Origin of the sequence: Streptomyces sp. 3211.6 (assembly GCF_003634815.1) — a bacterium.
In the GTDB taxonomy this organism is placed as follows: Bacteria; Actinomycetota; Actinomycetes; order Streptomycetales; family Streptomycetaceae; genus Streptomyces; species Streptomyces katrae_A.
The window spans coordinates 4,903,007-4,916,267 of sequence record NZ_RBXC01000001.1; the positions used below are offsets into that span (position 1 = coordinate 4,903,007).

Sequence of the window (13,261 nt, forward strand, 5' to 3'; positions counted from 1 at the left end):
GTAACACTTTTCGACCGGCCGGCGCAGTACAGAACGAGCCGACTGGTCATCGGCCGCGCAAGAGCCGGGGTTCCCCCCGTACCCCTGGGCTCTGCGCACCCGGCGCGGGCGGGGCACGTTCCCCCGGCCCTGCCCGCGCCCCTTCCTCTCCCCCGGCCGCGCCCGGTCGGTCGACCGAATGGGCGTCACCAGTAGACGACGACCTTGTCGCCGACCTTCACCTGGTCGAACAGCGCCGACAGCTTCGCCTTGTCCCGGACGTTGACGCAGCCGTGCGAGGCGCCGGCGTAGCCACGGGCCGCGAAGTCGGCCGAGTAGTGCACGGCCTGGCCCTGACTGAAGAACATCGCGTACGGCATCGGCGTGTGGTAGATCGTCGACGTCCAGTCCTTCGCCTTCCACTCCACCTGGAACAGCCCCTCGCGGGTGGGCGTGTTCTCCGAGCCGAAGCGCACGTCCATGGACGAGACCACCTTGCCGTCGATCATCCAGGCGAGGGTGCGGCTCTCCTTGCTGATGCACAGCACCCGGCCCTGCATGCACCGCGGGTCCGGGGCGGCGACCTCGTTGGTGGTCGGCGGGCGCAGCTCCTCCTCGGTGGGCTTCCTGCTGAGGCCCTGGACCTTCTGCCAGGTGGCCTCGTCCACCGCACCGGTGGCACCGAGCCCGTGCTGCGACTGGAAGGTCTTCACGGCGGCGGTCGTCTTCGAGCCGTAGAAGCCGGTGGGCGCCGAGGCCATCAGCTTCAGCTGGCGCAGCCGGGCCTGGAGGTCGCGGACCTGGTCGTTCTCGTCGCCGTTGGCCATGACCGGCTTCACGACGGGTGCCGCCGGCCGGGAGGGCGCGTCGGAGGGCGAGGCGGAGGGGGAAGCGGAGGGGGAAGCGGACTGCGAGGGCGAGGGGGTGCCGGGCTTGTCGTCCTGACCGGACGCGGATGCCGAGGGGGAAGCCACCGGCGCGGAGGGCGCCGCCGGAGCGGACCCGGAATGCTGCGGACCGCAGGCGGCCGCGGCGAAGGCCACGGCGGTGGCGAGGCCGAACGTACGGATGAGGGCTCTCTGTCGGTGCATCGCGGTTCCCCCGAATTCATTGTCGTGTATCTGGGTGATGCCTCACATGGCGTGGACAGTTGCGGACGGTCCCGGGATGTTGCGCCATTGTGACCAGCGGTCGTCGCGGGCACGGTTGTACCAGCCCCGGGCCGGTCGGCTCCACGGACACGGAGGTCCACGGCATGGTCCGTCCCACGGCCCGCACCGAGAGCGGAATCCCCATCGAACCGGTCTACGGGCCGGACGACCTCGCGGGCTGGGACCCGGGGGACAGGCTCGGGGCGCCGGGGGAGTACCCGTACACCCGCGGCATCCACCCCACGATGTACACGGCCCGCCCCTGGACCATGCGCCAGTACGCGGGCTTCGGCACGGCCGCCGAGTCCAACGCCCGCTACCGCCGGCTCATCGAGGGCGGCGGGACCGGCCTGTCCGTGGCCTTCGACCTGCCCACCCAGATGGGCCACGACTCCGACGCCCCCCTGGCCGCCGGGGAGGTCGGCAAGGTCGGCGTCGCCGTCGACTCCGTCGAGGACATGCGGGTGCTCCTGGAGGGCATCCCCCTGGACCGGGTCTCCACCTCGATGACGATCAACGCCCCGGCCGCCCTGCTGCTCCTGATGTACCAGCTGGTCGCGGAGGAACAGGGCATCCCGGGCTCCCGGCTGACCGGCACCGTCCAGAACGATGTCCTGAAGGAGTACATCGCGCGCGGCACGTACATCTTCCCGCCCGGCCCCTCCCTGCGGCTGACCGCCGACACCTTCCGCTACTGCCGCACGGAGATCCCCAGGTGGAACACCATCTCGATCTCCGGCTACCACATGGCGGAGGCGGGGGCCTCGCCCGTGCAGGAGATCGCCTTCACCCTCGCCGACGCGATCGCCTACGTCCGGACCGCGATCGACGCCGGGATGGCCGTCGACGAGTTCGCCCCCCGCCTCTCCTTCTTCTTCGTCGCCCGCACCACCCTCCTGGAGGAGGTGGCCAAGTTCCGTGCGGCCCGCCGGATCTGGGCCCGCGTCATGCGCGAGGAGTTCGGGGCCAGGGACCCCAAGTCGCTGATGCTGCGCTTCCACACCCAGACCGCCGGGGTCCAGCTGACGGCGCAGCAGCCCGAGCTGAACCTCGTCCGGGTGGGGGTGCAGGCCCTGGCCGCCGTCCTCGGCGGGACGCAGTCGCTGCACACCAACTCCTTCGACGAGGCCATCGCCCTGCCCACGGAGAAGGCGGCCCGGCTGGCGCTGCGGACCCAGCAGGTGCTCGCGTACGAGACGGACGTGCCGCACACCGCCGACCCCTTCGCCGGGTCCTACGCCGTGGAGCGGATGACGGACGAGCTGGAGGAGGCGGCCCTGGCCCTGATGCGGCGGGTCGAGGACCTCGGCGGGGCGGTCGCGGCGATCGAGGCGGGCTTCCAGAAGGGGGAGATCGAGGCCAACGCCTACCGGATCGCACGGGAGCAGGAAGCCGGGGCGCGGGTCGTGGTCGGGGTCAACCGCTTCGCGCTGGAGCGGGAGGAGCCGTACGAGCCGCTGCGCGTCGACCCCGCGGTCGAGGCCCGGCAGTGCGCGGCGCTGGCCCGGCTGCGCGCGGGGCGGGACGCGGAGGCGGTGCGCAGCACGCTGGAGGAGCTGCGGGAGGTGGCCGCCGGGACGGAGGGGAACGTGCTGCACCCGATGAAGGAGGCGCTGCGGGCGCGGGCCACGGTGGGCGAGGTGTGCGGGGTGCTGAGGGAGGTCTGGGGGACGTACGAACCCGCCGGTCTCGGTTCGTGAAACCCACTGGCGTGACAGGTGCGTACCTATGGGACACTCCTGCGCATGCTGGGTGTGACAGATCTTCCTACTTATCTCGCCGCGGTGGTGCTGATCGTTCTGCTGCCGGGGCCGAACTCCCTCTACGTCCTGTCCGTCGCCTCGCGCCGCGGCGTGAAGGCGGGCTACAGGGCCGCCTTCGGCGTGTTCACCGGCGACACGGTGCTGATGGTGCTCACGGCCGTCGGCGCGGGCGCGCTGCTCCAGGCGAGCCCGGTGCTGTTCGGCGTGGTCAAGGTGCTCGGGGCCGGCTACCTGGGCTGGCTGGCCGTGGGCATGATGCGGGCCGCGTGGGCCATGTGGCAGGCGCGGCGGACGCGTGACGAGGAGCCCGGGGAAGCGGGGCCGGAGGCGGCGGGGGCGGCCGAGCGGCCGTACCGGCGGGCGCTGCTGGTCAGCCTGCTCAACCCGAAGGCCATCTTGTTCCTGCTGTCGTTCTTCGTGCAGTTCGTCGACCCGGGATACGCCCACCCGGCGCTGTCGTTCCTGCTGCTCGGGACCGTCTCCCAGCTCGTCAGCCTCGCCTACCTGTCCACCCTGATCTTCACCGGCACCCGCCTGTCGGCCGCCTTCCGCCGCCGCAAGCGGCTGTCGGCGGGGGCGACCTCGGCGGCGGGCGTGATCTTCCTCGGCTTCGCCGCCAAGCTCGCCGTCAGCTGACACCGGCCGACCCGGGCGCGGGCCCGCCCGGCTGCCTCAGGAGCCCGAGCCCAGGCGGCCCAGCCGCCTGCGCAACCGGTGCGCCGCCCGCCGCACGGCGCGGTTGCGGGGCAGGAACGCCAGCCGCCGCGGGATCCCGCCGGGCAGTCCCAGCGCGGTCAGCCGGCGGCGGCCGAAGTAGCGCCGGGTGTACGGGTCCAGGTGCCGGGCCAGGTAGGCCTCGGCCGCGGGGCGGCGGTCCGGCAGGATCCGGGGCTGCATCGTGAAGCCCACCGCCGCGACCAGCCCGGGCAGATCGGCGGGGGGATCCTGCGGCGGCCCGTCCAGGTCCGGGACCAGGGCGTCCACCAGGGTCAGGGGGATTCGGTTGCTGTTCTGGTACGGGGTCAGCCGCCCCAGCACGGCCGCGGTCCCGGTGCGCGCCACCGGGATCCCGTACAGCGCCCGGGCCGTCAGCAGCCCGGTCGAGAAACAGCCCACGACCAGCGCCGGCCGCAGCCGCTGGTACAGGATCTCGGCCAGCACCGGCGCGTCCAGCACCCGCAGCCGCACCCCCAGCCGGGCGGCCTCCGCCCGGGCCCGCCGCGCGTACGCGGCCGGGGCGCTCGGGTGCGGTTTGAACACCAGGTCCCGGTGGCCCCACTCGTGGGCGCCGCGCACCATCGCGGCGTGCAGCTCCTCCTCCTCGTCCGGGGACATCAGCTCCAGTGCGGACAGGTACTGGCCCAGCAGCAGCGCGGGCGGCTCCTCCCCGGCGCCGGCACCGGTGCCGGAACCGCCTCCGGCGCCGGTGCCGGGAGCCGGTCCGAGCGGGTCCGCCAGGTCCGCCGGCTCCGCCAGGTCCGCCGGCTCCGCCAGGTCCGCCAGGTCCGCCGGCTCCGCCAGGTCCGCCAGCTCCGCGAAGACCTTCAGCACGGCGGGCGCCGGGACCAGCTCCCCCCGCACCCCGAACTCCGTCAGCAGCAGCGGCTCCAGCCCCGGCACCAGGTCCAGGTGCAGCACCCGCCGCACCCGCATCCCGATCTGCGGGTCGAGCCGGAAGCGGGTGGGCCCGTACGACATGAGCCCGTCGGCGTAGACGTCGATCGCCGCCCCCGGGAACAGCCGGCACAGGCTCTGCGCGGGCGGCACCTGGAGCGATTCCACGACCAGCTCGACCCGGTCCCCGCCCAGCCCCCACAGCTGCCGCAGCTGCCGCTCCCACAGCGGGACGTCCTCCGGGCGCGGCGCCCAGACGCCGGGGTGCTGCGGGGCGACGACCGCGTTCCAGTCGATCACCTCGTCGAAGCGGGTGCGGAGCGCGGCGAACCCCGGCATGGCGTCCAGGCCCGGGGTCGCCTCGGGGGCGGGGGAGTGGTTGCTGGTCAGCAGGATCCGGCGGCCGGCCGGCGGGAGGCAGCCGGCGTCGAGGGCGGCGGCGAGGGTGGCCGCGCCGTAGAGGGTGGAGGCGAGGAAGACCTGCGTCACGTTCACGCCGCGGCCCCGGGGGCCGCGGCGGCGGCGGTCCGGCGGCGCAGCCTGCGCAGCAGCGCGGAACGCTCGGCGTCCATCGAGTCCAGGGCCCGCTCCAGCACCCCGCGGGGCATGCGGGCGAGCGCGTCCGCACCCATCGACCGGAGTTTTTTCGCCACGGCCGGTTCGAACCTTTCGATCGAGCCGATATGGTGCGCGATAATTGCGCAATACGTTCGGACCGCTTTGTGGATCAAGAGTTCGGATTCCCGGTCGGCGGCCGTCTCTGCGATTACCTGGTCGAATGCCCGAATGAAATCGAGCTGGCGCTCGTCACCGATCTGCGTCAACGAGGTGGAAATGCCGCGCCGGTAGAAGACCCCCGGCAGGCCCACCGCCGCGAACGACTCCGCCTCCCGGTGCAGCCGCCAGATCCACGGCCGGTCCTCCGCCGTGCGCAGCCCGTCGGTGAAGTGCAGCAGCCCGCGGTCCAGCAGCCGCCGGTGGTACATCCCGGCCCAGGCGTACGGATAGTCCACCGCGGTGGCCCGCGAGGCCGGCAGGATCCCGGCCCGCGGATCGGCGACCACCGCGTCCGGCCCGTACGGCACCCGCTGCACGACCCGCTCCCGGCCCGTCACCTGCACATGGTCGGTCCGGACGAAATCGCAGTTCAGGGCCTCGATGGCGGCCAGGGTGCGGGCCAGGTGGCCCGGCGCCAGCCAGTCGTCGCCGTCCAGGAAGGCGATGTAGCGCCCGCGCGCCGCGTCCAGCCCGGTGTTGCGGGCGGTCGCCAGCCCGCCGTTGCGCTCCCGTCTGAGCAGCACCGCCCCCGGCAGGGTCGCGGCGGCCCGTTCCAGCAGCTCGGGCGTGCCGTCCGTGGAACGGTCGTCGACGAGCAGGAACTCGAAGTCCTCGCGGGCGTTGAGTCCGAGGCTCCGCAGGGCGTCCGGGGCGTATGTCTGCACGTTGTAGAACGGCACGACCACAGAGAGCTTGAGCACCCGTGAGACCTTAGGGCGCGGCCCGGCATTCACCGTGGCCCCGATGCGTATTCCATGTGAACGACGCGGGGCGGTCGCGTTAACCAGGACGCTTTCGCATTTCGTCGACGGGTTGTTAACCCGCCGTTGTGCGCTCGTTGGGCCGACCACCGGAAATGCGGAATAGCTTCTGCCGGGTGCCAGTGCCAATCAGCAGAAGCCGGGCCGATCAGCGGATCGCCGTACTCGCCGATTCCGATACGCGATGGAAATGGGGCGCCCTCACGGCCCGCCGCCTCGCGCCCTCCGACGCCCCTCCGGGCCACCGGATCACCGGGTACCTCCTGCGCGGCCGCGCCACCCCCACAGCCCGCCAGCTCGGCGAGGCGGGGGTGGGGGCGGACGCCGCGCCGGCGGAGGTGACCTGCGCGGAGTTCCTGGCGGAGCTCGGGCGCGAACGGTACGACGTGGTCGTCCTCGCCCTCGTCGGCGGGGCCGTCCAGGCCGTCCTGCACGGGGCCCGCGCCCTGTGGCCGGAGCCGGCCGCCCGGCCCGTGTTCGTCACCGGGTACGTGGGCGTGGTCTACGAGAAGCTGGCCGACGGGCTGCTGCTGCGGCACGGCGCCGACCTGGTCCTGGCCAACTCCCGCCATGACGCCGAGCGCTTCCGCGCCGTCTACGCGGGGGCGGGCGCCGACCCCGGAGCCGTCACCGAGACCGCCCTGCCGTTCCTGGACGGGGCCCCGTACGAGCCCGCCGGGAACCGCACCCACCGGGTGGTCTTCGCCGTGCAGCCCTCCGTGCCCGAGGCCCGTGCCGACCGCGCCTACCTGCTGGGCCGGGCCGCCGGGCACGCACGGCTGCACCCGGACCGCGAGGTGCTGGTCAAACTCCGCAGCCGGCCGGGGGAGCACACCACCCACCTGGAGGAGCACCCCTACCAGCGCCTGGCCGAACGCCTCCCGGGCGGCCTCCCGCCGAACCTGCGGCTGGTCTACGGCCACATGGGCGAGGTCCTGGACACCACCGACCTGCTGGTCACCGTCTCCTCCACGGCCGCCCTGGAGGCCCTTCACCGGGGCGTCCCGACCGCCGTCCTGACCGACCTCGGCATCCGCGAGTCCCTCGGCAACCAGCACTTCCTCGGCTCGGGCTGCCTGGCCTCCTGGGACCAACTGGACGCGGGCCTGCTCCCCCAGGCAAACCCGACCTGGCTGGCAACCCACGGCGTCCCGCCCCCCCGCCGCCCCCCGTCCGCCGCCCCCACGGCGGCGCACCGGGCCCTGGCGGACCGGGCCCCCGCGGACGCGGGGCCGGTCGACCCCTACGCCGCCGCCCGGGAGCGGGTCGCGCGGCTGCTCGGGGAGGAGCTGCTGCCGCCCGTGGCGCCGTACTACACCCTGGAGACCGCCCCCGGTTACCTGCCCGGGATCCTCGCCCGGCAGCACCTCGCCCCCGACGGGACCCCCCTCCCCGGCGCCCTGCCGCGCGGGGGCCGGGAGTCGGCGGCGCGGCGGTGGGTGCGGGGGCGGCTGCGCGAGGCCGCCCGGGGGGCCTACCGGCACGGGGTGCAGCGCGTGGCCCCCGCGATCCGCCGCCTGGGCGAGCTGTGACCGCCCCCGCCGGCCCCGCCGCAACCCCCGTCCCGGCACCGGCACCGGCTCCGGGTGCCGCGTCCGCCTCCCGCCCCGGCCCCGCGGGCCCCGCTCCGGGGCGCCCGCCGCGGCGGGTCCTTGCGGTGATCCCCGCCCGCGGCGGCTCCCGAGGGGTCCCGGGCAAGAACACCGCGCGCGTCGGCGGGGTCCCGCTGGTCGCCCGGGCCGTGCGCGCCTGCCGGGCCGCGCCCACCGTCACCGACGTGGTCGTCTCCACCGACTCCGATACCGTCGCCGCCGCGGCCCGCGCCGCCGGCGCCCACGTCCTCGCCCGCCCCGCCGCCCTCTCCGGGGACACCGCGAGCAGCGAGTCCGCCGTCCTGCACGCCCTGGACACCTTCGAGGAGCTGCACTCCCTCACGGTGGACGTGGTCCTCCTCGTCCAGTGCACCAGCCCCTTCCTGACCTCCGCCGACGTCGAGTCCGTCGCCGCAGCCGTGGCCCGCGGCGACGCCGACTCCGCCCTGACCGCCGCCCCCTTCCACGGCTTCCTCTGGCGCCGCGGGCCCGACGGCTCCGGGAGCGGGGTCAACCACGTCCCCTCGTACCGGCCGCGCCGCCAGGACCGCCCCGAGGAACTTCTGGAGACCGGCGCCGCCTACGCCATGACCGCGGCCGGCCTGCGCGCCGCCCGGCACCGCTTCTTCGGCAGGGTCCTGCCCGTCCCCGCCGACCCGGCGCGGGTCCTGGAGGTCGACGACCCGCACGACCTCGCCCGCGCCCGCCTCCTCGCCCCCCTCCTCGACCCGGCACCTACACCCCACGCACCCCAGACACCCCAGCGAAGGACGCCCGACGCCATGACCGTCGCCCCCCTCAACACCCGCCTCCGCACCCTCGGCCCGCGCATCGCCGGCCCCGGCCGCCCCGTCTACGTCGTCGGCGAGATCGGCATCAACCACAACGGCGACCTCGGCACCGCCTTCGCCCTGATCGACGCCGCCGCCGAAGCCGGATGCGACGCCGTCAAGTTCCAGAAGCGCACCCCCGAGCTGTGCACCCCCCGCGACCAGTGGGACGTCGAACGCGACACCCCCTGGGGCCGGATGACCTACATCGACTACCGCCACCGCGTCGAGTTCGGCGAGGCCGACTACCTCGCCATCGACGAGCACTGCGCCAAGCGCGGCATCGCCTGGTTCGCCTCCCCCTGGGACACCGAGGCCGTCGCCTTCCTGGAGAAGTTCGACCTCCCCGCCCACAAGGTGGCCTCCGCCTGCCTCACCGACGACGAACTGCTGCGCGCCCTGCGCGCCACGGGCCGCACGGTCGTCCTCTCCACCGGCATGTCCACCCCGAAGCAGATCCGGCACGCCGTCGAGGTCCTCGGCAGCGACAACATCCTGCTCTGCCACGCCACTTCGACCTACCCGGCCAAGGCCGAGGAGCTCAACCTGCGGGTGATCAACACCCTCCAGGAGGAGTACCCGAACGTCCCCGTCGGCTACTCCGGCCACGAGACCGGCCTCCAGACCACCCTGGCCGCCGTCGCCCTCGGCGCCGTCTTCGTCGAGCGGCACATCACCCTCGACCGCGCGATGTGGGGCTCCGACCAGGCTGCCTCCGTCGAGCCCGGCGGCCTCGCCCGCCTCGTGCGCGACATCCGCACCATCGAGACCGCCCTCGGCGACGGCGTCAAGAAGGTCTACGACTCCGAGCTCGCCCCCATGAAGAAGCTCCGCCGCGTCCAGGGCACCCTCCCGGCCCCCGCCCCCGCCCCCGCCGCCTCCTGACCGACCGGCCGTTCCCGACCTTCCCCGCCCCTCCTCCCCCAGAGCGGAGTACGTCGTGCACCCCTCAGCCCCCACCCTCGCCCTCGTGGAGAGCCCGGTCCAGCTCCTCAACGTGCTGGAGTGGGCCCACGCCCGGCGCGGGGACGGCGGCCCCCTGCTGACCGCCGTCCCCCGCCAGCCCGGCCCCGCCGGCGACCGGAGCCGCCCCGGCCCGGGCGAGGCGGCCGGCGAGCTGCGGATCGTCGTCGTACCCCCGACCGACCCCATGTCGCGGGGGCAGCTGCGCCGCGTCGCCGGGCTCGCCCGGGGCGAGGGCCACACCGTGCACTGGCAGGAGGCCCGCGGCGGCTCCGGATCCCCGGTGGGAGCCCTGGCCGCCCTGGCCCCCGCCGTGCGCCGGGCGGAGCGGATCGTCATCGGCGACCCCTTCTCGCGCTTCCTCCAGCTGCTGCTGGTCCCCGCCCGGCCCCGCGAGCTGGTCGTCGTGGACGACGGCACCGCCACCATGGAGTTCGTCGCGCAGCTCGGCCGCGGCGAGCGGCTGCGCCGCTGGCACCGCACCGGCGGCGGGGCCGCGTCCCGGGCGCGGGAGCTCGCCTACGCCCCCGTGTCGGCCGCCGCGCGGCGCCGGCTGACCCCGCGCGACGGGCACGACGTCGAGCTCTTCACCTCGATGCCGCTCCCCCCGCCGCCCGGCGCCCGGCTGCGGGTCAACGACTTCGCCTGGACCCGGGCCCGCTTCGGCCCGCCCCGCCTGACCAAGGGCACCGACCTGGTCGGTACCTCCCTGGTGGAGACCGGGGTGGTGGACCCGTTCCGCTATCTGGACGCCGTACGGGCCCTCGCCCGGGAGCACGGCGTGACCCGCTACTTCGCGCACCGCCGGGAGTCCCCGGAGAAGCTGCGCGCGCTGAGCGAGGCGACCGGGCTGGAGATCGTCCGGCCGGACCTGCCGCTGGAGCTGATCGCCCGGCGGGGCCCGATCGGCCGTACGATCGTCAGCTTTCCGTCCACGGTCGTCCACACGCTGCCGTACGCGCTCACCGGCACCGGCGTGACGGTGGCCGTATGCGGTATCGACCCCGCCTGGCTCACCGCCACCGCCTCGCCCAGGGCCCGCGGCTTCCTCGCCGGCGTCACCGACACCGCCCGTGATGTGCGCAGACTCCCCCTCGGCGCGGCTCCCGCGGCCGGATGAGCGCGCGAGTTTACCCCCGGGCGCATCCGATCATGCGTCCAGAGGCCGCTTTTCTTTCCCCTAACGGCATGAATTTCTGGTGATCTCCAGACAGTTGACCCATCCGTGCGCCTACCCTTAAACGGGTGAACCAGTTGATGTCCCGCGAGTCCCTGCCCGCCCTGCCCGGCAAGCCCGACCGGCCCGAGCTGCCCGGCAAGCTTCCGGATCACCTGCGTGCCGAACTGATCGCCTTCCGTCGCGACTTGCACATGCACCCCGAACTAGGACACCAGGAGTTCCGCACCACGGCGGCGATCAAGGCGCGGCTGGAGAAGGCGGGGCTGCGACCACGGGTGCTGAAGTCCGGCACGGGCCTCATCTGTGACGTCGGCACCTGGGACGGGGGCCGGCCCATGCTGGCCCTGCGCGCGGACATCGACGCCCTGCCCATCCCCGACGCCAAGACGCACGTCCCGTACCGCTCCACCGTCCCGGACCGCGCCCACGCCTGCGGCCACGACGTGCACACCTCCGTCGTCCTCGGCACCGGCCTGGTCCTCGCCGAGCTCGACCGCCAGGGCCTGCTCCCGCGCCCGGTGCGGCTGCTGTTCCAGCCCGCCGAGGAGGTGCTGCCGGGCGGGGCGACCGAGGCGATCGACTCCGGGGTGCTGGAGGGCGTCGGCCAGATCATCGCGGTGCACTGCGACCCGCGCGTGGACGCCGGACGGATCGGGCTGCGCTCCGGCCCGATCACCTCGGCCTGCGACCGGCTGGAGGTCACCCTCACGGGCCCCGGCGGCCACACCGCCCGCCCGCACCTGACCACCGACATGGTCACGGCCGCCGCCCGGGTCGCCGTGGACGTGCCGGCCCTGCTGGCCCGCCGGATGGACGCCCGCTCGGGCATGTCCGTCACCTGGGGCCGGATCGAGGCCGGGCACGCGTGCAACGTGATCCCGATGCACGCCGAGCTCTCCGGCACGATCCGCTGCCTGGACCTGAACGCCTGGTACGAGGCCCCGGACATGATCCACGCGGCCATCGACGAGGTCGCGACGATGCACGGGGCCAAGTTCGAGATCAACCACGTGCGCGGGGTGCCCCCCGTGGTGAACGACCCGGTGGTCACCGAGCTGCTGCGGGAGTCCATGGCGGCCCGGCGCGGCGTCGAATCGGTGGAGGACACCGAGCAGAGCCTCGGCGGCGAGGACTTCTCCTGGTACCTGGAGCACGTCCCCGGCGCCATGGCCCGCCTCGGCGTCCGCAAGCCCGGTGACACCGCCAAGCGGGACCTGCACCGGGGCGACTTCGACGTCGACGAGTCCGCGATCGAGGTCGGCGTGGAGTTCTTCACGGCCGCGGCACTGCTCGACGGGCGCCGTACAAGGCCCTCCACGTAAAAAATCAAGTAAATCTCCGTACAGCATCCGCAGGTCCTCTGTCGATCCTGTCCAGCCCTTGGTACACAAGGGCTGGACGTCCCCGCGGTTACCAATCGGTCACTGTCCGGTTCACGACGATCCGATAACGACTCATGAACGGGCCTTTAACTGACATCTACGCGCGTTACGATCGCCGCGAAACCAGCGCCGGTCGTGGCGCTTCGGTCAGGTTTTGAAGGAGCCTCCCCTTGCGCCGGATCACCAGGATCGCCACCGTGGGCATCGCGTCCGCGGCGCTGGCCCTCTCGGCCACCGCCTGTGGCGGAAAGAAGTCCTCGGACGCCTCGTCCTCGTCCTCCTCGTCCTCGGGCTCGAAGGCCGCCAGCGCCGCCATCGCGTACGACGTCGGTGGCCGTGGCGACCAGTCGTTCAACGACGCCGCCTACGCGGGCCTGGAGAAGGCCGAGAAGGAACTCAAGATCAAGACCGCCGAGGCGGAGCCGACCGAGGGCGAGAGCGAGGCCGACAAGGTCCAGCGCCTCACCGAGCTGGCGCGCAAGGGCAACAACCCGGTCATCGGCGTCGGCTTCTCCTACGCCCCGGCCATCGAGAAGGTCGCGAAAAAGTTCCCGAACACCACGTTCGGCATCATCGACGACACCTCGAAGACCGGCCCGAACATCGCCAACCTGGTCTTCAACGAGGAGCAGGGCTCCTACCTGGCCGGCGTCGCCGCCGCCAAGGCGTCGAAGACCGGCACGGTCGGCTTCATCGGCGGTGTCGAGGTCCCGCTGATCAAGAAGTTCCAGGCGGGCTTCGAGCAGGGCGTCAAGGACACCAACCCGAACGCCAAGGTGCTGTCGGCCTACCTGACCCAGCCGCCGGACTTCTCGGGCTTCGCCAAGCCCGACCTCGGCAAGGCCGCCGCCAAGGGCCAGCTCGACGGTGGCGCCGACGTGATCTACGCCGCCGCCGGCCTCGCGGGCTCGGGCGCCATCGAGGCCGCCTCCACCGCGGGCAAGTGGGCCATCGGTGTCGACTCGGACCAGTACAACCAGCCCGGTCTGGCGAAGTACAAGGACCACATCCTGACCTCGGTCACCAAGGACGTCTCCCTCGCCGTCTTCGACCTGATCAAGTCGGTCAAGGACGGCAAGCCGGAGTCCGGCGAGGTCCGCTACGGCCTGGACAAGAACGGTGTCGCCCTGGCCGACTCCAACCCGCAGTACAAGGCGATGACCGACCTCACCGCCGCGGTGGACAAGGCCAAGGCCGACATCATCGCCAAGAAGATCACCGTCAAGACCGCGCCGTAAGGCCCTTGATCTGACGCGTGAGTCGTGGTCT

General features: G+C 73.4%; 10 protein-coding genes and 1 pseudogene. 8 read left to right on the top strand and 3 right to left on the bottom strand.

Annotation, left to right across the window (positions count from 1 at the left end):
- Positions 1-185: 185 nt before the first annotated feature.
- On the bottom strand, positions 186-1,070 hold the full coding sequence (locus tag BX286_RS22795) for a L,D-transpeptidase family protein (protein ID WP_079429413.1): 885 nt from the start codon (positions 1,068-1,070) through the stop codon (positions 186-188).
- 164 nt (positions 1,071-1,234) lie between these two features.
- On the opposite strand from BX286_RS22795, the gene BX286_RS22800 reads away from it, so the two are divergent.
- On the top strand, positions 1,235-2,830 hold the full coding sequence (locus BX286_RS22800) for a methylmalonyl-CoA mutase (RefSeq protein ID WP_079429414.1): 1,596 nt from the start codon (positions 1,235-1,237) through the stop codon (positions 2,828-2,830).
- 45 nt (positions 2,831-2,875) lie between these two features.
- Positions 2,876-3,529: a leucine efflux protein LeuE gene (gene leuE, locus BX286_RS22805; RefSeq protein WP_079429415.1), complete on the top strand. Its 654-nt coding sequence runs from the start codon at positions 2,876-2,878 to the stop codon at positions 3,527-3,529.
- Positions 3,530-3,565: 36 nt separating this feature from the next.
- Here the strand turns inward: leuE and BX286_RS22810 are convergent, their stop codons facing one another.
- On the bottom strand, positions 3,566-5,002 hold the full coding sequence (locus BX286_RS22810) for a polysialyltransferase family glycosyltransferase (protein ID WP_121016180.1): 1,437 nt from the start codon (positions 5,000-5,002) through the stop codon (positions 3,566-3,568).
- Complete coding sequence (locus tag BX286_RS22815) at positions 4,999-5,985, bottom strand: glycosyltransferase family 2 protein (RefSeq protein WP_121016182.1); 987 nt, start codon at positions 5,983-5,985, stop codon at positions 4,999-5,001. Before BX286_RS22815 ends, BX286_RS22810 begins: the two co-directional genes overlap by 4 nt.
- Positions 5,986-6,140: 155 nt before the next feature.
- Here BX286_RS22815 and BX286_RS22820 point away from each other — a divergent pair, with 155 nt between their 5' ends.
- From BX286_RS22820 to BX286_RS22840, 6 genes and pseudogenes are all read left to right on the top strand, one after another.
- On the top strand, positions 6,141-7,577 hold the full coding sequence (locus BX286_RS22820) for a DUF6716 putative glycosyltransferase (protein WP_261993496.1): 1,437 nt from the start codon (positions 6,141-6,143) through the stop codon (positions 7,575-7,577).
- 125 nt (positions 7,578-7,702) lie between these two features.
- Positions 7,703-8,083: pseudogene (locus BX286_RS37515) on the top strand (cytidylyltransferase domain-containing protein); the annotation flags it as partial.
- Between the two features lie 336 nt (positions 8,084-8,419).
- Positions 8,420-9,352, top strand: coding sequence for an N-acetylneuraminate synthase family protein (locus BX286_RS37520; RefSeq protein WP_237293344.1), 933 nt, complete (start codon positions 8,420-8,422; stop codon positions 9,350-9,352).
- A gap of 55 nt (positions 9,353-9,407) precedes the next feature.
- Positions 9,408-10,550, top strand: coding sequence for a hypothetical protein (locus BX286_RS22830; RefSeq protein WP_079429419.1), 1,143 nt, complete (start codon positions 9,408-9,410; stop codon positions 10,548-10,550).
- A 137-nt stretch (positions 10,551-10,687) separates the two neighbouring features.
- Positions 10,688-11,932 (top strand): amidohydrolase, encoded by a 1,245-nt coding sequence (locus BX286_RS22835; protein WP_079429420.1) that lies wholly within the window; start codon positions 10,688-10,690, stop codon positions 11,930-11,932.
- 230 nt (positions 11,933-12,162) lie between these two features.
- Complete coding sequence (locus BX286_RS22840) at positions 12,163-13,230, top strand: BMP family protein (RefSeq protein ID WP_079429421.1); 1,068 nt, start codon at positions 12,163-12,165, stop codon at positions 13,228-13,230.
- Positions 13,231-13,261 lie beyond the last annotated feature (31 nt).